We start from the raw sequence: 17,698 nt of genomic DNA on the forward strand, positions 1-17,698 counted from the left end.
TCACATAGCAGATACTTTGTACTGTGCCCGCGGTCCGCCGATATATTTGGGGCGTGAGCCTAATGCAGTCACATGAGCTGCACCTAACGTTTTGATACTTGGCCGAATAGGGATCTGTACGTGTTTGACATGCATGCCGATGGCAGTATCACCAATATCGATGCCAGCTTTCGCAACGATATGCTCCACTTCAACGGGATCATCAAACAAGCGAAATGCCGCTACAGAACAAGCACCTCCCGCATGAAGTGCAGGGACAACTGCCACTTCTTCTAATTGATAATACTGAGCAGTGCTACGCTCTACAGCTAATGCACGGTTCAAGTGTTCGCATCCTTGAACCGCTAAGCGAATGCCAAGCGGATCCAACACCTCTTTAATGGTCTTAATAATGATGTAGCCTACTTCTTCGCTGGAGTTTTTGCCGATCATCCCGCCAACGACTTCGCTAGTAGAACAGCCTAAAACAAATAAATCATTTTGCGTTAAGTGTGCTGCGTCAATTACTTCAGTTGTGATGGTTACTAAGTCATTTTTAAGTTGATGAAAATCATTCATTGGAATCTTACCTCTCATTCAAAGAAAATTTTTGCGTTCGTTTTAAATAATTGACAAGCGGAAATGCTACCAATATACCAAAAACATTTTGAAGGCTATTGCTGAGAATCGAAGCAATGCCTGCTCCAAAGCCAAACATGATGGTCGTTGCTGCGGCATAGCCTAAAATCATCGTCACGCTTCCCAAACAAAGTGCCAGCAGGGGATAGTGACGAAAACGACCAGTAAAGTAGCCTTGGCAGCCATGGATCAAAATAGAAAACAATGCCCATTCTGGATAACCGGACAAAAAGTCGATCATTCCGCCGCTCAAGCTGCCGACGATCGCACCTGAAGGACCGCCTAATAAAAGAGCCGTGGTATAGATGCCGGCTTCGCAAAGGGTCACGACACCTTTTGTCTGAGGAACTGGCAGGACAAATAATAAAGAAAGAGCGGTAGTCAGTGCTGTCAGCATAGCTAACGTTGTTAGTTTCTTGGTAGACATGAGGTAACTCCTTTCCTAAAATAAGCAAGTTGATCGACATTTCCTAAAGATTCTGTCAGCTGTAGCCCATTTTCAATGCCGGCAAAAACAAAGTCTTTGGCTTGCTGTACAGCATCTGTCATTGAGCGGTCAGTAGCCAAGAGCGCAGCGATGGCAGCGGATAACGTACAACCGGCGCCGTTCGTTGTCTGTTTGGGTGATTTTGGTGTCTCAAAAAAGAAAAAGTCATCCCCATCATAGAGCAGGTCGCAGGCTTGCAGCCCGTTCAGACGAGCGCCACCTTTGATCAACACAAAAGCAGGCCCAAGTGCTTTGATTTTTTTGGCAGCTATCTTCATTTCTTCCCGAGTAGTAATGGCTTGATTTGCGAAATATTCTGCTTCAACCAAATTGGGAGTAACGATAGTGGCTAAGGAAAATAAGGATTGCAGGGCGTGTTGATACTCTTGATTGGCTTTTGTCTGTCCTTCTTTAAAAGCTAAGACTGGATCTAAGATGATCGGGCAGTCTTGGGTCACTAGGAAATTTTTCACTAATTCGATCGTTTCCAGTGTATGTAATAGGCCGATTTTGATGGCTGCTAAACGGGTGAAAGCTTTAACTGAAGCTAATTGGTCCTTCAGCGTTGCAGGAGGGATATCATAAATGGTGATTTCCTCATTGATGGCTGCGACACAAGTGAGCACCATGTGACCAAAGGTATTGAATTCTTCAAAGGTCTTGATATCTGCAGTGGCACCACCACCTGCTAAGCTGTCTAAGCCAGCAATGGTCAATACTTGTTTCATTGATTCACATCCTTTAGTCTTTCGTTTTATTATAGCGAATGGAGCAAAAATAAAAACAGCCAATTGGCTGTTTTTTTACCCATCCAATTGGCTGCTGCTTATTGATTATTTAGTAAGTTTCGTTCACGATACCATTCATCTGGTTTCCAAATCCATTCAAAGCCATCAGCTGCTAATAGATCATAGGCGGCTTTTGGTCCCATGGTCCCTGCTGAATAGTTCGGAAAATCAGGTGTTTCTTTATCCCAAGCATGTCGGATGACATCGACGATGCGCCATGATTGAGCAACTTCGTCCCAATGAGTAAAGTTGGTGCCGTCACCATTCAAAGCATCTAAGAGCAATTTTTCATAGGCTTCTGGCGTATTTTCTACGATTTCAGTACTATTGCGGTAATCTAGTTTAACAGGAAGGGTGTCGAATCCTTGACCGATTTCTTTGCCATTTAGAGAAAGTGAAAAGCCTTCCGTCGGTTGAATATAAATCGTCAAGACATTAGGTGCTAATTTCTTCTTGCTTTCGCAATCAGTCACATCTTTCTTGAAAACATTCACTGGAACTTGCTTGAAAACGATATTGATACGGGTGCCTTTCTCTGTTAAACGTTTCCCTGTGCGTACATAAAAAGGGACTCCTGACCAGCGGAAGTTGTCGATCAAAAACTTGCCTGCGACAAATGTTTCGGTGGCAGAATCTTCCGCAACATTCATTTCTTCACGATACCCAGCAAACTGCTGATCCTCTAATTGCCCGTGAGCATACTGTCCGCGGACAAAATTAGTTTTGACTTCTTCTTCTGAATAAATGCGAATCGCATTCAATGCTTTGATTTTTTCTGTACGGAGTTCTTTTTCTGAGAAAGCGACTGGTGGTTCCATAGCTAGCAAAGAGAGAATCTGCAAGATGTGGTTTTGGACCATATCTTTTAAGGCACCACTCTTATCATAATAGCCACCGCGTTCTTCAACGCCGAGATCTTCAGCGATATTGATTTGAACATTGTCGATATAGCGGTTGTTCCATTGCGATTCAAAAATATTATTGGCAAAACGGATTGCAGAAATATTTTGGATCATTTCTTTTCCTAGATAGTGATCGATTCGATAGATCTCTTGCTCACTGAAAACTTGATTGATTTCTTCGTTCAATTGTTTCGCAGAGGCATAGTCACTTCCGAAAGGTTTTTCAATCACCACACGATGGTAGCCTTCGGTTTCAAGCATGCCTTGTGATTTTAAATGTGAGACGATGGTACCAAAGAAGTTTGGAGACATTGCCAGATAAAACAGTTGGTTTCCTTCAAGCTGATACTTCTGATCTAGAGAATCTGCCAGCTCTTTCAATGAGTCATAGTGAGTGGTATCTGTTACATCATGAGACTGATAATAAAAATGTGAAGCGAAAGTCTCAGCTTGTTCTTTTGACTCGATCAAATCTTCGATCGTTCCCATAACAACTTCACGGTAATGTTCATCTGACCAAGGACGGCGAGCCGTACCGATTACAGCAAAATCTTCTTTAAGATCGCCTTTTTTATACAAACGGAAGAGGGAAGGGTAAAGTTTGCGTTGTGCAAGGTCACCGGTTCCGCCAAAAATAGTAAAAAGCACCTTTTTTTCCATCGTTTTCACTCCTTACAATTTATCTACAAAAATCGTACTAGCTGCTTTATAACTGACAGCAATTTCTTTATCCGCATTTTTAATGGTGATCGGTCCTTCGTAGGCAGCCGTATCAATGATCTCAAACTCTTCATGAATATTCAGGTCGATGGCTACCAGATAGTCCAACAATTCCCGTTCATCCAACACGCGAGCAATTCGGATCTTTGTCCCGACAGGGTAAGCACTCATCGTCGTTTTTTCTCCTTCGTGGACGGGTTGTCCCTGTTCGGGGATCATTCCGCCGTGAGGACAAAACTTAGGATGTCCTAGATAGGCTTCTAAATGATCAGCCAATGTCCCTGATGTGACATGTTCAAGTACCTCCGCATCATCGTGGACTTCATTCCAAGAATAATTCAAATGCTCCACTAAAAATACTTCCCATAAACGATGTTTACGAATGAGAGCACTTGCCGAAGCTAGTCCGCTTTCGGTCAATTGGACGCCTTGATAAGGAGAGTGTTCTACTAAGCCTTCTTTTAAAAGCTTAGAAATCATCTCGCTTACTGAAGCAGCAGACACATCCAGACCAGAAACGATTTGTTTGTTGTTGATTTTCTTCTGATCACCGCCCAATTCCAAGATGAGCTTCAAATAATCTTCGCGGTTTGGTGTCATGGTATTCATCCTCTCTTATCAAAGACTATCAAACTAAATTCTATCAAAAAAAGCCACAGATTACTACGGAAAAAACCGTGGGAAGAAGAAGGTTTTTTATAAACCGCTTTACTTTATTCGCTTATTCTGACAGTCAGTTTTTTAAGAAGAAGAAAACTGAGAGAATGATTCATCCTCTCAGCCTTTTTAGTGTGTATTAAGCCCAATCGCCATTTCTGAATACTGGGACTGTTGTGCCATCTTCTTTGATTCCATCGATGGACATTTGGGCAGATCCTACCATAAAATCAACGTGTGTTTGGCTGCGGTTGAGACCAGCAGCGGCCAATTCTTCTTCGCTCATTTCTGTTCCGCCTTGTAAGCTGAATGCATAAGCCGAACCAAGAGCTAAGTGGTTTGAAGCATTTTCATCAAAAAGGGTGTTGAAGAAAATGATTCCGGATTGTGAGATTGGTGAAGGATCAGGAACAAGGGCCACTTCGCCTAAATGTTTTGCGCCTTCATCAATGGCTAATAATTTTGCTAAAACTTCTTCTCCTTGTTCTGCAGAGAAATCAACCACTTTCCCATCTTTAAAGGTGAACTTCATCCCAGAGATGATCGTTCCCGCATAGCTTAATGGTTTCGTACTTGAGATATAGCCATCGATGCGGCGGCTATCAGGAGCGGTAAAGACCTCTTCTGTTGGCATGTTTGCCATAAACTTTTCGCCACGGGCATTGAAGCTGCCGGCACCTTCCCATAAATGGTTCTTTGGCAAGCCGATAATAATGTCTGTGCCTGGGGCAGTATAATGCAACGCTGTGAATTGTTCTTCGTTGAGTTCATTGGCTTTTTCTTGCAACGTTTTATCATGATTCTTCCAAGCTGCCACAGGGTCTTCTTCATAGATGCGCGTTGTTTTGAAAATTTGATCCCAAAGCAAGTCTTGCGCTTCTTCTGGTGTTGCATCAGGGAAGACTTTTTGTGCCCAATCTTGACCAGCGGCTGCCACAACCGTCCAGCTCACTTTGTTGGCTTGGGTTGCTTTTCGCAAGTTAATCATGGCTTTCCCCGAGGCGGCTTGATAAGTCGCTACGCGGTCTGAATCTACACCTGCTAATGCATCGGGATTGGCTGAAACCACACTGATACGGCTCGCACCTTTTGCTACCCAATAGTCTGTTTGATCGATTTTGTATTGGGGAATCGTTTCCAAGCGATCGCTGTCGGCGTGGGCAAGAAATTCTTTTTGAACGACATCATCTGTCCATTGAACGATGACTTCTGCTGCCCCTAATGCATAGGCTTTTTTTGTCAAAAGGCGAGCCAAAGGTGCTTGATCAACAGCGATTTGGATGACGATCGTATGGCCTTTTTGAACATTGACGCCAACTTCTGTGATTAGTTGGGCATATTTCTCAAGATTTTGATTAAAATTTGGTAAAACCATTAAAATTCCTCCTAATTTTTCTAACTATAACTTTCTCTATGATAGCACTATCTTTTTTTGAAAACAAATGAAATCGAAGTCAAAAAAACAGATTTTTTCATGCTGAATTGGAAGCAAATAGGGACTAGGACAATCTTAAAAGTTGTTTTGCAATCTTAAAAAAACATGATACAATGAATAAAAGGTTTTTCTGAAAGCGATGTATAGCAGAATTAAGGAGATTAAAAAATTATGGCAAGAAAGAAAACAATTACTAGAGACCAGATTTTAAAAGCTGCCTATGAAGTTGTCGCAACCGAAGGATTCACACGTTTTACCGCACGTAATATTGCAGCGAAAATGAAGTGTTCAACCCAACCGATTTACTTAGAATTCAAAAACATGGATGACCTTAAAAGTGCCTTGATCAATCAAATTTATGATTATCTAGCAACAGAAGTATTTCCCATTGAGAGACGTGGGGACGTGATCGTCGATCTGACTTTGAATTACATTGGTTTTGCGAATAAAGAAAAACGCTTGTATCGCGCGCTTTACCTGGAAGAGTATGGCGGTGGCGATTCCATGCAAAAATTTTCTTTTGATTTATTCGTCAAATCTGTGAAAAAAGATCCGAAATATCAGGATTTAACAGAAGTCGAACTGAAATCATTGCATACGGGTGTATGGATCGTTGCCACTGGATTAGCCGCATTGATGTCTTCGGGAATTCTTCATCCGACGGAAGACCAAATTGCAAAATTGATGACCGAGACCGCAGAAAATATCATTCATCGAGAAACACCGATTGATATTTCATACAAGTCATTCGATCAATAATTAAATCATACGTAAAGAGAAAAAAGCATGTACCCAGCGTGGGATACATGCTTTTTTATGTATGCGCATCAAAGAGATGCAACGATTTTTTTCGCAAAGTCTTCTAAGTTTTGAATGTCTTCTTCTTCGGCAGCCAAATCAACTTTGACGCTTTCTGCTCCTTTGATAGCACCGGTCTTGGCAAAAGCTGCTTCAAAATCATCGACAGATTTGCAAAAATCATCGTAGAACGTGTCACCTGAACCGCAAACACCAAATGTTTTTCCACTCAGGTCTAATTCTTGCAAGTCTTCATAGAAATCAACGATCTCGTCTGGCAGTTCACCATCACCATAGGTATAAGTGGCTACAATGCAAATATCTGCCTCTTCGAATTCATCGGCATCTACTTGCGTACATTCATTGATATCTACCTCAATAGCCAGATTTTCAAGTGCTTCTGCAACGATATCAGCTATTTCTTCGGTGTTGCCTGTCATGCTTGCGTAAACGATTTTAGCTAAAGTCATAAATAAGTCCTCCGATCCTTTAACGGTCAACAGTAAAAACCCTCTCTGATTATAGCAAACCCAGTCAAGAATAACAATTCTTGAAAAAAGTCTTAGGTGAATCAGCAGACTTTGTAAAATTCTTGCTTTCTATGGTAAAATAAGAGGAATTTAAATAAGGGAGACGAGAAAATGATAACATTAAAATCTGCCAGAGAGATTGATCAAATGGCTGAGTCCGGCGCATTACTTGCGGACGTTCATAAACAACTTCGTACGTTTATTAAACCAGGGATCACTAGCTGGGATATCGAAGTATTTGTGAGAAATTATATTGAAAGCCATGGCGGAATCGCTGCACAGATCGGCTTTGAAGATTATAAATATGCGACTTGCTGCAGCATCAACAATGAGATTTGTCATGGGTTTCCCCGAAAAAAAGTATTAAAAAATGGTGATCTGATCAAAGTAGATATGTGTATTGATCTAAAAGGCGGAATCTCCGATTCTTGCTGGAGTTATGTCGTAGGTGAATCGACCCCAGAAATCGATCGTTTAATGGAAGTAACGAAAAAAGCGATGTATTTGGGAATCGAACAAGCACAAGTTGGGAATCGAATCGGTGATATTGGTCATGCAATCCAAACGTATGCGGAAGGTGAAGGCTATGGTGTTGTCCGTGATTTTGTCGGTCATGGCATTGGTCCAACGATCCACGAAGCACCAATGATTCCTCATTATGGCGAAGCAGGGAAAGGCCTGCGCTTGAAAGAAGGGATGGTCATCACGATCGAGCCGATGATCAACACAGGAACTTGGAAAATGAAGATGGATCCAAATGGTTGGACAGCGTACACACTTGATGGTGGATTGAGTTGTCAATATGAGCATAGCTTAGCTATCACAAAAGATGGTCCACGGATCTTGACTTCTCAAGGAGAAGAAGGAACCTACTAGAAAAGAATGGACGGATGTCGGAGGAACCCCAAATGAAATGGATCGATAAGGCGAAAAGCAATCAAAAGCTTATGCGATTTATAGAAACGACACAAACGCGGATCACGGAATCTGAAATGGGAACGACCTCAGTTGTCGTAGCCTATTATTTATTACTATCCTTGTTTCCATTGCTGATCGCGATCGGAAACTTGCTGCCTTTTCTTTCAATCGCTCCTAGTAACGTGCTGCCCTATGTCCAAGAATTGATTCCTGGTCAAGTGTATGAATTTATCGGACCGGCCATTGAGAATCTGCTGACTTCTGGTTCCGGCGGCTTGTTGTCTATTTCGGCACTTGCAGCTCTTTGGTCAGCCAGCCAAAGCATCAATGCATTACAAATTGCCATGAACAAAGCGTTTGGTGTCGATCAGCGTTCGAACTTTATTGTTGTTCGTGCGGTCTCTTTTGTCATTATTCTCTTGTTTATGATTGCAATCGTAGGTGTGACGATGGTTATTGGTTTAGGGAAGATCATTTTGGACTTTCTACAACCAATCTTCCATATTCAAGATGATTTGATTGCTACCTTCCAAACTGTCAAATGGCCTTTGACGATCATTGCGTTGCTGTTTATCTTGATGTTAATCTACTGGTTGGTGCCTAATGCCAAAGTAAAACTTCGGTCAACGCTTCCTGGCGCAGTATTTGCTACTGCGGGCTGGATGCTGCTGTCGCAAGTGTTTGGCTTATATGCCCGCTTTTTTGCTGCTAGGATCAGCGGCTATCAAATCATCGGGAGTTTCATTGTGTTGATGATTTGGCTGAATCTGGCGGCAACGATCATTATTTTAGGCGGCATCATCAACGCAGTTGTGGAAGAATATTTATCGGGACAAGAGATCAAAGAACGAAAAGATCCCGTGGAACGTATCTCATCAAAACTTGAAGATACATTTTCCAATAAGGAGAAATAAATGAAAGTGAGAATGAGCGATGGAATTTGCATTTAAATTTATTGTACGTCTTTTCATCACGATGATCATATCTTTGATATTGACGCCCATCATTAAATTGATATCCTTTAAAATTGGTGCAGTCGATCGCCCAGGAGAACGACGAATCAACACCAAAACAATGCCTACAGCAGGAGGACTTAGTATTTTCCTGTCCTTCTCTTTTGCCTTGCTTTGGGAGTTTCGCGAAATGATCCCATTTAACTATGTCTGGCCAATGCTCTTAGGAGCCGCGATCGTTGTAGTGACTGGTTTGCTTGATGATATCTTTGAGCTCTCTCCATTACAAAAGGTCTGTGGGTTAACGCTAGCGGCTTTGGAAATCTATTTTGTGGCGGGGATCAAGATCAGTACTGTGTCGATTCCTTATATCGGTGTATTCGATTTAGGGTGGTTAGGCCTGCCAATGACAATTTTATGGATATTGGCAATCACAAATGCCGTCAATTTGATTGATGGGTTAGATGGACTGGCTAGTGGAGTATCGATCATCAGTTTGATAACGATTGGGATTATCAGTTACTTCTTTTTACCTGATTCAGTAGCTGTTTCAATGGTGATCTTTACTTTAGTCGCTGCCATCGTGGGATTCTTTCCCTATAACTTTTATCCAGCAACGATTTTTCTGGGTGATACGGGTGCTTTATTCTTAGGGTTTATGATTTCCGTTCTCTCATTGCAAGGGTTGAAGAATGCGACGTTTATAACCGTGATTACGCCTATGCTGATTCTGGGCGTACCAATCACCGATACTGTCTATGCGATGATTCGACGGAAGTTCAACAAACAAAAAATTTCTTCTGCTGATAAAATGCATCTTCATCATCGCTTGCTTTCTTTAGGATTCACTCATCGGGGAGCAGTATTGACAATCTATGCGTTAGCAATGGTATTTTCTTTTATTGCACTGTTGATGAACTATGCCAGTAATACGGCAATTATTCTACTGATCATTAGTACCGCATTTGGGATTGAATTATTTATTGAATTGATTGGTTTGGTGGGAGAGAATCGCCAACCATTGATGTGCGCCTTGAAATTTCTAGGTAATCGGCGCTTTCGTCAGGAAGTTTTGACTAAGAGAACAGGCGACTCACTAGAAACAACCGAGGAGCCAATAAAGGAACCAACAGAATCAAAAACCCCTCAGCGGACCTCGCGCAGAAAACGACGGGCTAGGCATAAAAAATAATCTCGGTCCATCAGTAAAAGAACGATCCTCACATGACATGTTCAGTTGAAGCTGAAAGTCACGTGTGGGTCGTTTTTTTTGTATCTATCCCTAAAAGGATTGTTTGCGCAAATCGATTATTTCAACGTTACGATCGACAACGCCAGATTCTGTTTCTAACATAATTGATTGGAAACGCTCATTTAAATTAAGCTTTGGTTCTTGGTCAAAATAATTGGCTGTATAGTCTTTGATATAAATAGGTCCAACCGCAGATGAGAGAGTAATGGTGTAAGGTGCGGGAACCTCTTTGTCTGAGACCAGCAAGAAACGAAAACTTGTATCGAGAGAACAGATCCCTAATTTCGAATAAGGTCCGACACCGTCATCCAGATCCAGCAGTAAAGCCCCCTCATTGCTATGATATCCTTCTAGTTTGTTGATGACTGCTTGTGACATTTTTAGTTCCATCATGTGTTCCTCCTTCTTTCTCTTCATTTTCATTCTAAGAGCATTTCCCTCAGAACAAAAGTAATCTGCTTTCAGCTTATTGACGTCTTGAGGCTAAAACGTCTATACTGAATGAGAAGTTATTTCAGTGAAGAAAGAAGGATGGTCAATGCCAAGTGTACAGCAACGAGAAACAGAAAAAATGGGAACAGTTTATGAAGTTGAAAATGATAGCGGTGTCAAACTTGTAACAAGCCCGGAAGGAGCACGCTTACTGGATTGGATCGTGCCGATTGATGGCGGCCGAGACTTAGTTGTTGGGTATGATACGATCGCAGGACACCAGAAAGCGCGTTATTATGGCGCAACGATTGGGCCAGTTGCCGGCAGAATTGCAGGAACCCGATTTACTATCGACGGGAAAGAGTATCAAACAGAAGATAATGATAATGGCAATACATTGCATGGCGGATTTAAGGGATTGGATACCGATACTTGGAAAGCTGAAACATTTGAAACAGAAACCGCAGCTGGCGTAATTTATCGGACAGAACGCAAAGACGGCGATAGTGGATTTCCGGGCAATGTTTCATACACAGTGACTTATACATTGGAAAATGATGATTCATTTACGATTACTTACGATGCCACAACCGATCAGCCTACACTATATAATCCCACGAATCATGGCTATTTCAATTTGACCGGTGACACTAGAAATCCAATCGATGATCACATGGTTCAAATCAATGCGGAATATGTGGCTGAAACGAATCCTGATGTCACAACAACAGGAAAAAAACAACCTGTTGCTGATACGAAGTTTGACTTTCGTGTAGCACGAAAAATGGGCACAACATTACTTGATGATCCATTCTTATTGGATCATACTCAGGACTGGGACTTGAAAGTGACGAGCCCTGATGAAAAAGTTTCCATCACAGTTACAACGGATCGACCGGCTGTAGTCATCTATACCACACGAGATGGCGAAGAAGGAGCACCAATGAAAACCGGACCTTTTGCAAACCATGGCGGAATGGCTATTGAGACCCAAGGCGTTCCTGGAACAGAAAAATATCCTCAGTTTGGGGAGATCCTCTTACGTCCAGAAAAACCTTTCCATTCTGTGACTCGTTATCGTGTTTTTTATTAATCATAGATAATATATGACCTCTGTCAGTTGATCTCAAACACTGCAGAGGTTTTTTTTGACAATTTTCGATTACAGATGTAAACTTAAATCGTGAACAAGCAAGGAGGAAAAAATATGCAATCATCAAGTGCTCCTATAAAAATCAGTGATTCCGAATGGGAGATCATGCGAGTGATTTGGACATTAGGAAAATCCGATGCCCAAGAAGTCACGGCACTTCTTAGCGAATCCAAAGACTGGAAAACAGCAACCGTTAAAACATTACTAGGCCGTCTAGTGAAAAAAGGCGTATTGCGGACAGAAACCCAAGGAAAAAAATTTGTTTATTATCCTTTGGTTTCCGAGGATGCTACGATTCAAAGTGCCACAGAGAGTTTATTCTCTCATATCTGTGCAAAAAAAATCGGCCAAACATTGGCAGAAATGATTCGTGAATCGGAACTAACGAATGAAGATCTAACAATGTTGGAAGAGGCACTGGCGCAAAAAGAACCGGTAGCCGCTATTGCTTGCAACTGTATACCGGGACAATGTCAATGTACAATGAATGAAGGAGAATAAATCATGAAAAAAATCTATCACATTGAAGGAATGAGCTGCGACCACTGTGTTGCTCGGGTAGAAAAAGCATTGTCTGAAGTGCCAGGTGTCAAAAAAGCAAAGGTAAATTTAAAGAAAGCCAATGCCAAAGTCAAATATGACGAACAACTTGTTACAGATGAAGACATCATCGCTAAAGTAACGGAGGTGGGGTACACAGCCACGGTTGAATAAGTCTCTCGCTGCTGTTCTTGAAAGATATGGAATGAAAAAAGTTCATTTAATTGTTTGCGGAAAGACGGTAGGCAACTTCTGTCACCCCCCAACGCGTTCCAGCAGGGCGCAAAACTTTCCAGCAAAAAGGAGGAGTTTGAGATGAGCCATAACGAAATGGACGGAGGACATTCGGAAATGGATCACAGTAAGATGGATCACAGTAAGATGGATCACAGTAAGATGGATCACAGTAAGATGGATCACAGTAAGATGGATCACAGTAAGATGGATCACAGTAAGATGGATCATAGTAAGATGGATCATAGCCACATGGATCATGGCATGAGTGGAATGGATCATAGTATGCATATGGGGAATTTCAAGCAAAAGTTTTGGCTTTCCTTGGTTTTAGCAATCCCGATTATTCTTTTATCCCCTATGATGGGGCTTGAATTGCCTTTTCAGTTCACTTTTCCAGGGTCTGACTGGCTAGTGATGATTTTAGCCACGATTTTGTTCTTCTATGGCGGTCAGCCTTTCTTGAGCGGAGCGAAGATGGAACTGCAGCAAAAGAGTCCAGCAATGATGACGTTGATTGCTATGGGGATCACAGTCTCTTATGTCTATAGTATTTACGCGTTTATCGCGAATCATTTCATGCATGGCGCACATGTCATGGACTTCTTTTGGGAACTGGCTTCATTGATCGTGATCATGCTTTTAGGACATTGGATCGAGATGAACGCTGTGTCCAATGCAGGGAATGCATTGCAAAAATTAGCTGAATTATTGCCTGATGAAGTAACTCGCAAAAAGGCAGATGGTTCTGAAGAAAAGATACCACTGGACACAGTGAAGAAAAATGATCGTTTGATCGTACGAGCGGGTGACAAAATCCCTACAGACGGTATCATCAAAGAAGGGGCAACCACGATTGATGAATCCGCAGTTACGGGTGAGTCCCGTAGAGTAGCGAAAGAGTCCGGTTCGAAGGTAATCGGGGGTTCCGTAAATGGAAATGGAACGATTACTATTGAAGTAACAGGAACCGGTGATGAGAGCTATCTTTCAAAAGTAATGGAAATGGTTCGTCAAGCGCAGGCGGATAAATCAAAATTGGAAGCTTTGTCAGATAAAGTGGCAAAATGGTTGTTCTATATTGCATTGGTCGTCGGAATTACCGCATTTGTAATTTGGGTGTTCGCAGCGGATTTGCCAACAGCGCTGGATCGGATGGTAACTGTTTTTGTCATTGCCTGTCCTCATGCACTTGGATTAGCCATTCCGTTGGTTGTCGCACGTTCGACATCAATTGCTGCTAAAAACGGCTTATTGTTAAAAAATCGTAATGCACTGGAAAATGCCCATGATCTAGACTATTTGTTACTTGATAAAACCGGTACTTTAACACAAGGAACTTTCTCGGTCACAGGAATTGAAAGCTTTGGTGACTATACAGCAGATGAACTACTAGCCTATCTAGCAGGGCTGGAACAATCGGCCAATCATCCTATTGCTGATGGCATCTTAGCGCAAGCAAAAAAGGAAAATGTTCAGCCGAAGGAAGCGACTGGAATCCAAGCGCATTCTGGTATCGGGATCGAAGGGATGATTGCTGGGGAGAAATGGCAGATCGTCAATCAAAAAGGGATCGAAAAGTATCAGACAACCATTGATCCGGACCAATTGAATAAATATCAAGAACAAGGGAACACCATTAGCTACTTGGTGAAAGGCAATCAAGTCGAAGGGCTCGTAGCTTTGGGAGACAAAATCAAACCAGAGGCGGTAAAATTCATCGAAACATTGAAGAAACAGGGGATTACACCAGTGATGTTAACTGGAGACAATCAAGCAGCTGCTAAGGCAGTGGCAACTTATCTAGGCATCGATGAGTATTTTGCTGAATTATTGCCAGAAGATAAAGAACGAATCGTTGCTGATTATCTGAATAAGAAACAACGGGTAGCGATGGTTGGTGATGGTATCAATGATGCACCAAGCTTGGCTCGGGCAACGATCGGTATTGCTATCGGCGCTGGAACAGATGTCGCGATTGATTCCGCAGATGTTGTTTTGACCAATAGTAACCCTAATGATATTCTGCATTTTCTTGAGCTGGCTCATAAAACTAGACGAAAAATGATTCAAAACCTTTGGTGGGGAGCAGGGTACAATATTGTGACGATTCCCTTAGCTGCAGGAATCCTAGCACCAATTGGTATCATTTTAAATCCCGCTGTCGGCGCCGTTTTGATGTCACTAAGCACAATCGTAGTAGCAATCAATGCTATGACACTCAAAATTGATGAGTGACAAAAAACCGAATCGTTTGTTTCCATTGATTCTCTTGTAAGCAGGAGAACGACCGAAACAAACTGATTCGGTTTTTTAGTCAGTTGAGAATCGAAGATTCTTTGGTGATTTAACGGCAAAGCCGTCGAAATAAACCTACAATCGAACAGTGACTTTATGCTATAATGTGTTCGTTGAGACAAGGAGGACGTTGAGAATGGAACTGAAGAAGTTAGAGGTTCCCACTACTTCGATCACTGAAGTAAAAAAATCTCCGATGGATGTATTTAATCAAGCGAGAGAAGCGGGAACAGCAGTATATGTATTCAATCGTGAAAAAGTGGCGGGGGTCATGCTGACACAAGAGCAATATGAAACACTCTTACAGGAACTGGATCAACGGCCATTAGCGGAAGAAGAGCCGGATCAACCAGCTGTGGCGGGATTGGAAGAATTCTTACAGATTATGCGGCAAGCATTGATTACAGGGGCAACGATTTCTGCAAAAAATTTGGACGAACGAATGGTCGCATTAGGCTTTATTACCCGCAAAACAGGCTTTGGCGGTGTAGTTGACATGATCAATGAATTAAAAGAAACCGGAAAGATTGTCTATCAATTGCGCAAAAAGCCCGATGGAAAATCTATCAGTGCCGAAGTCATCGGCGAGCAAGACAATCAAACGCAGCTTTTTGATAAATTGATCATCAAAAAAATATTCCTTAAAGAAAACTAACAGTTATGCTGCAGCATAACTGTTTTTTTGCGTAAGTGTAATAGTGTGAGTTTAGTCGATACCGATAGAAATAATGGCTGAGACAAAAGGTGTGAAAAGGATACTCCTGATTAGGATCAAAAAGTACCATCAGATAACAGCTAAGTCTCAGCCTTTTTCAGCGACCCACTAAGCAACCGTCAACCAATAGGTTTTACCATCTTTGGTTCGCTGCATGAATCCGTATTCGATCAAATAGCGGCGAACAGTGACGTAGTCAGCAATAAACTGTTTCAAAATATCATTGACGGCACTTTCGGAATAATTTTTTTGAGAATCAAATTTTTGAGCCAAAACACTCAATACCACGATTTTGCGTTTTTCCTTACTTGGGAATTGATGAATCACCCCATCTTGATCGAAGTAAGTCGCAATGATTTTTTCTCTTTCTTCGCTGGTGATTGCATAACGATCATCCAACATGGTTGCTCCTGTATGGGGAAGAACAAAATCTTGTTCTTCTAAATGTGCCATAATACTTAAAAAGACTTTCGCTTGCCGTTCTTTTTCTTTTAATTTAAAGCGGTGATTTCGTACTGTCGAATTAGAGATACCTAGACGTTGCGCGATGACGGCATCGCTGAGTCCTTGCGCAAATAATGATAAGATCTCTTGTTGGCTTTCTGACAAACCTGTCTGCTCGCGACTTAATGACAGCAATGCATTCAGTAAACCACCATGGACCTCATTTAGATGTAATAAGATGCATTTTTTGGCGGTATAAAAGCGATCAGAGGTTGGATAAATTTGTCCTTTTTCATAATTAACATCGCAGAATAGGCATTGATAATGTGTTTTTGTGGAACGATACCCATGTTCATAGTCAGACAAAGAGGTGGCGGGAATAGTATTCACTTTAATCATCTCCTTTCGTTTGTTTATATACTAACATTTATAAATATCGTTTGCAAATATATAAACAGATGGATTTTTTATTTTTTGTTTTAGCGAAAGTATTAAATTACGGATCAAAATGTGATAGGATTAACAGCAATAACAAAAGGTAACTTTGTGTGGATAGGAGTGATACGATGACAGATGTCAGTCAACGTTTTAACAAAGAAGTCTATCAAATTGCTGTTTCTTTGATTCGAAAATTTGATGAGCGGGTATCTGGTATACCAGATATTTTGAAATTAACATTAGGCGAACCGGATTTCAATACACCGGATCATGTCAAAAATGCTGGTGTTCAAGCAATTGAGCAAAATTACAGCCATTACTCAGGAATGGCCGGGTTAACGGATGTTCGAGAAGCCGCAAGCCTTTTTTTAAAAGAAAAATATCAATTGAGTTATGATCCGTTATCAGAAGTATTAGTGACTATCGGTGCAACTGAAGCAATCTCTGCTTCTTTATTAGCAATTCTGGAACCAGGAGATAAAGTCCTTTTGCCAGCACCTATTTATCCCGGATATGAGCCCGTGATTCAACTAGCTCACGCTACCCCCATTTATTTAGATACCACAGCGAACGATTTTGTATTGTCACCGGAGATGTTGGAAGCGGCTTTGATTGAGCATGGGGATCAGGTCAAGGCGGTTATCTTAAATTATCCTAGTAATCCAACCGGCGTGGTTTATTCTCGTGAAGAAGTTCAAGCACTTGCGGAAGTTCTGAAAAAATATCCTGTGTTTGTCGTTAGTGATGAAATTTATAGTGAACTTTCTTACGACGCACCCCATGTATCGATCGCAGAATATTTACCGGAACAGACCATTTTGATCAATGGGTTATCAAAATCACATGCAATGACTGGCTGGCGGATTGGTTTTATCTTTGCTCCCGTTGCCTTAACTGCCCAAATTATCAAAGTTCATCAATATTTAGTAACGGCAGCCTCAACGATTTCACAAAAAGCAGCTGTAAGAGCGTTAGTTGAAGGAATCAATGATGCTGCAGTTATGAAAGCCGAGTACCGTCAGCGACGTGATTTTCTCTATGAAAAAATGACAGCATTAGGTTTTGAAATCGCCAAGCCGTCAGGAGCTTTCTATTTATTTGCAAAAATCCCAACCGGTTATGAACAAGATTCGATGGCATTCTGTGTTGATTTAGCAGAAAAAAATCAATTAGCAATCATACCAGGGATCGCATTCGGACCCGAAGCCGAAGGATATGTACGCCTAAGCTACGCAGCCAGCCAAGAGAACCTGCAAGAAGCCATGAAGCGACTAAGTAATTATATGAAGAAACAACCAAATCAATAAACACATCAGAGCGTCCCAATGGGACGCTCTTTTGCTGCGAATCACTGCGATTGACACTCGAAGAGTGGCATGTAAGTTC

General features: G+C 41.6%; 19 protein-coding genes. 10 read left to right on the forward strand and 9 right to left on the reverse strand.

All coding sequences use genetic code 11. The annotated features are described in order from the left end of the window. The 6 genes from FE005_RS08610 to FE005_RS08635 form a co-directional block, all read right to left on the reverse strand. Complete coding sequence (locus FE005_RS08610) at positions 1-564, reverse strand: TIGR01440 family protein (RefSeq protein WP_029487175.1); 564 nt, start codon at positions 562-564, stop codon at positions 1-3. Position 565: 1 nt separating this feature from the next. Beyond that, positions 566-1,045 (reverse strand): ECF transporter S component, encoded by a 480-nt coding sequence (locus FE005_RS08615; RefSeq protein ID WP_138371649.1) that lies wholly within the window; start codon positions 1,043-1,045, stop codon positions 566-568. Next, positions 1,027-1,833 carry a hydroxymethylpyrimidine/phosphomethylpyrimidine kinase gene (locus tag FE005_RS08620; protein WP_138371650.1) on the reverse strand — a complete coding sequence of 269 codons (807 nt, stop codon included), beginning with the start codon at positions 1,831-1,833 and terminating at the stop codon, positions 1,027-1,029. The genes FE005_RS08615 and FE005_RS08620 overlap by 19 nt, the downstream gene beginning before the upstream one ends. Before the next feature lie 98 nt (positions 1,834-1,931). Then, the gene (gene zwf / locus FE005_RS08625; RefSeq protein ID WP_060815194.1) at positions 1,932-3,455 is read right to left on the reverse strand and encodes a glucose-6-phosphate dehydrogenase; all 1,524 of its coding nucleotides are present in this window, start codon (positions 3,453-3,455) and stop codon (positions 1,932-1,934) included. Positions 3,456-3,467: 12 nt separating this feature from the next. Continuing rightward, the gene (locus FE005_RS08630) at positions 3,468-4,115 is read right to left on the reverse strand and encodes a metal-dependent transcriptional regulator (RefSeq protein WP_005471905.1); all 648 of its coding nucleotides are present in this window, start codon (positions 4,113-4,115) and stop codon (positions 3,468-3,470) included. 196 nt (positions 4,116-4,311) lie between these two features. Next, entirely contained in the window at positions 4,312-5,547 is a 1,236-nt protein-coding gene (locus FE005_RS08635) for an aminopeptidase (RefSeq protein WP_138371651.1), read from the reverse strand. Between the two features lie 231 nt (positions 5,548-5,778). On the opposite strand from FE005_RS08635, the gene FE005_RS08640 reads away from it, so the two are divergent. Next, a complete protein-coding gene (locus FE005_RS08640; RefSeq protein WP_003127658.1) occupies positions 5,779-6,366 on the forward strand; it encodes a TetR/AcrR family transcriptional regulator in 588 nt (195 codons plus the stop codon). Positions 6,367-6,434: 68 nt separating this feature from the next. Here FE005_RS08640 and FE005_RS08645 read toward each other — a convergent pair whose 3' ends face one another. Next, entirely contained in the window at positions 6,435-6,875 is a 441-nt protein-coding gene (locus FE005_RS08645) for a flavodoxin (protein ID WP_003127659.1), read from the reverse strand. 171 nt (positions 6,876-7,046) lie between these two features. Here FE005_RS08645 and map point away from each other — a divergent pair, with 171 nt between their 5' ends. Genes map through FE005_RS08660 form a run of 3 tightly spaced genes read left to right on the forward strand, consistent with a single transcriptional unit; the run spans position 7,047 to position 9,998 of the window. Further along, on the forward strand, positions 7,047-7,811 hold the full coding sequence (map, locus tag FE005_RS08650) for a type I methionyl aminopeptidase (protein ID WP_003127660.1): 765 nt from the start codon (positions 7,047-7,049) through the stop codon (positions 7,809-7,811). A 32-nt stretch (positions 7,812-7,843) separates the two neighbouring features. Then, on the forward strand, positions 7,844-8,767 hold the full coding sequence (locus FE005_RS08655) for a YihY/virulence factor BrkB family protein (protein WP_003127661.1): 924 nt from the start codon (positions 7,844-7,846) through the stop codon (positions 8,765-8,767). A 19-nt stretch (positions 8,768-8,786) separates the two neighbouring features. Next, complete coding sequence (locus FE005_RS08660; protein ID WP_003127662.1) at positions 8,787-9,998, forward strand: glycosyltransferase family 4 protein; 1,212 nt, start codon at positions 8,787-8,789, stop codon at positions 9,996-9,998. A 90-nt stretch (positions 9,999-10,088) separates the two neighbouring features. On the opposite strand, the gene FE005_RS08665 is transcribed toward FE005_RS08660, so the two are convergent. Then, the gene (locus FE005_RS08665; RefSeq protein ID WP_003127663.1) at positions 10,089-10,451 is read right to left on the reverse strand and encodes an iron-sulfur cluster biosynthesis family protein; all 363 of its coding nucleotides are present in this window, start codon (positions 10,449-10,451) and stop codon (positions 10,089-10,091) included. A gap of 145 nt (positions 10,452-10,596) precedes the next feature. On the opposite strand from FE005_RS08665, the gene FE005_RS08670 reads away from it, so the two are divergent. The 5 genes from FE005_RS08670 to FE005_RS08690 all read left to right on the forward strand — a co-directional run bounded on the left by FE005_RS08670 (position 10,597) and on the right by FE005_RS08690 (position 15,370). Continuing rightward, a complete protein-coding gene (locus FE005_RS08670; RefSeq protein ID WP_005471910.1) occupies positions 10,597-11,583 on the forward strand; it encodes an aldose epimerase family protein in 987 nt (328 codons plus the stop codon). Between the two features lie 114 nt (positions 11,584-11,697). Continuing rightward, the gene (locus FE005_RS08675; protein WP_003127665.1) at positions 11,698-12,144 is read left to right on the forward strand and encodes a CopY/TcrY family copper transport repressor; all 447 of its coding nucleotides are present in this window, start codon (positions 11,698-11,700) and stop codon (positions 12,142-12,144) included. Between the two features lie 3 nt (positions 12,145-12,147). Then, positions 12,148-12,357, forward strand: coding sequence for a copper chaperone CopZ (gene copZ / locus FE005_RS08680; RefSeq protein ID WP_003127666.1), 210 nt, complete (start codon positions 12,148-12,150; stop codon positions 12,355-12,357). Positions 12,358-12,498: 141 nt separating this feature from the next. Then, positions 12,499-14,655: a heavy metal translocating P-type ATPase gene (locus FE005_RS08685; RefSeq protein WP_138371652.1), complete on the forward strand. Its 2,157-nt coding sequence runs from the start codon at positions 12,499-12,501 to the stop codon at positions 14,653-14,655. Between the two features lie 196 nt (positions 14,656-14,851). Beyond that, positions 14,852-15,370, forward strand: a complete 519-nt coding sequence (locus tag FE005_RS08690) for a prevent-host-death protein (RefSeq protein ID WP_029487167.1) — start codon at positions 14,852-14,854, stop codon at positions 15,368-15,370. 168 nt (positions 15,371-15,538) lie between these two features. Here FE005_RS08690 and FE005_RS08695 read toward each other — a convergent pair whose 3' ends face one another. Beyond that, on the reverse strand, positions 15,539-16,264 hold the full coding sequence (locus FE005_RS08695) for a DUF2087 domain-containing protein (protein WP_231293198.1): 726 nt from the start codon (positions 16,262-16,264) through the stop codon (positions 15,539-15,541). Between the two features lie 176 nt (positions 16,265-16,440). Between FE005_RS08695 and FE005_RS08700 the strand changes: the two genes are divergently transcribed. Continuing rightward, the gene (locus FE005_RS08700) at positions 16,441-17,619 is read left to right on the forward strand and encodes a pyridoxal phosphate-dependent aminotransferase (protein ID WP_029487166.1); all 1,179 of its coding nucleotides are present in this window, start codon (positions 16,441-16,443) and stop codon (positions 17,617-17,619) included. Positions 17,620-17,698: the final 79 nt, after the last annotated feature.

The sequence above is a fragment of the Enterococcus sp. M190262 genome (assembly GCF_005843965.1).
GTDB classification, from domain to species: domain Bacteria; phylum Bacillota; class Bacilli; order Lactobacillales; family Enterococcaceae; genus Enterococcus_D; species Enterococcus_D gallinarum.

Excerpts from the sequence above, each read along its gene's own strand:
- FE005_RS08660 (WP_003127662.1), top strand. The coding sequence starts at position 8,787 with ATGGAATTTGCATTTAAATTTATTGTACGTCTTTTCATCACGATGATC.
- FE005_RS08615 (WP_138371649.1), bottom strand. The coding sequence starts at position 1,045 with ATGTCTACCAAGAAACTAACAACGTTAGCTATGCTGACAGCACTGACT.
- FE005_RS08640 (WP_003127658.1), top strand. The coding sequence starts at position 5,779 with ATGGCAAGAAAGAAAACAATTACTAGAGACCAGATTTTAAAAGCTGCC.
- FE005_RS08690 (WP_029487167.1), top strand. The coding sequence starts at position 14,852 with ATGGAACTGAAGAAGTTAGAGGTTCCCACTACTTCGATCACTGAAGTA.
- FE005_RS08645 (WP_003127659.1), bottom strand. The coding sequence starts at position 6,875 with ATGACTTTAGCTAAAATCGTTTACGCAAGCATGACAGGCAACACCGAA.
- FE005_RS08675 (WP_003127665.1), top strand. The coding sequence starts at position 11,698 with ATGCAATCATCAAGTGCTCCTATAAAAATCAGTGATTCCGAATGGGAG.
- zwf (WP_060815194.1), bottom strand. The coding sequence starts at position 3,455 with ATGGAAAAAAAGGTGCTTTTTACTATTTTTGGCGGAACCGGTGACCTT.
- FE005_RS08670 (WP_005471910.1), top strand. The coding sequence starts at position 10,597 with ATGCCAAGTGTACAGCAACGAGAAACAGAAAAAATGGGAACAGTTTAT.
- FE005_RS08620 (WP_138371650.1), bottom strand. The coding sequence starts at position 1,833 with ATGAAACAAGTATTGACCATTGCTGGCTTAGACAGCTTAGCAGGTGGT.
- FE005_RS08685 (WP_138371652.1), top strand. The coding sequence starts at position 12,499 with ATGAGCCATAACGAAATGGACGGAGGACATTCGGAAATGGATCACAGT.
- FE005_RS08635 (WP_138371651.1), bottom strand. The coding sequence starts at position 5,547 with ATGGTTTTACCAAATTTTAATCAAAATCTTGAGAAATATGCCCAACTA.
- FE005_RS08665 (WP_003127663.1), bottom strand. The coding sequence starts at position 10,451 with ATGATGGAACTAAAAATGTCACAAGCAGTCATCAACAAACTAGAAGGA.
- FE005_RS08655 (WP_003127661.1), top strand. The coding sequence starts at position 7,844 with ATGAAATGGATCGATAAGGCGAAAAGCAATCAAAAGCTTATGCGATTT.
- FE005_RS08700 (WP_029487166.1), top strand. The coding sequence starts at position 16,441 with ATGACAGATGTCAGTCAACGTTTTAACAAAGAAGTCTATCAAATTGCT.
- FE005_RS08630 (WP_005471905.1), bottom strand. The coding sequence starts at position 4,115 with ATGACACCAAACCGCGAAGATTATTTGAAGCTCATCTTGGAATTGGGC.
- copZ (WP_003127666.1), top strand. The coding sequence starts at position 12,148 with ATGAAAAAAATCTATCACATTGAAGGAATGAGCTGCGACCACTGTGTT.
- map (WP_003127660.1), top strand. The coding sequence starts at position 7,047 with ATGATAACATTAAAATCTGCCAGAGAGATTGATCAAATGGCTGAGTCC.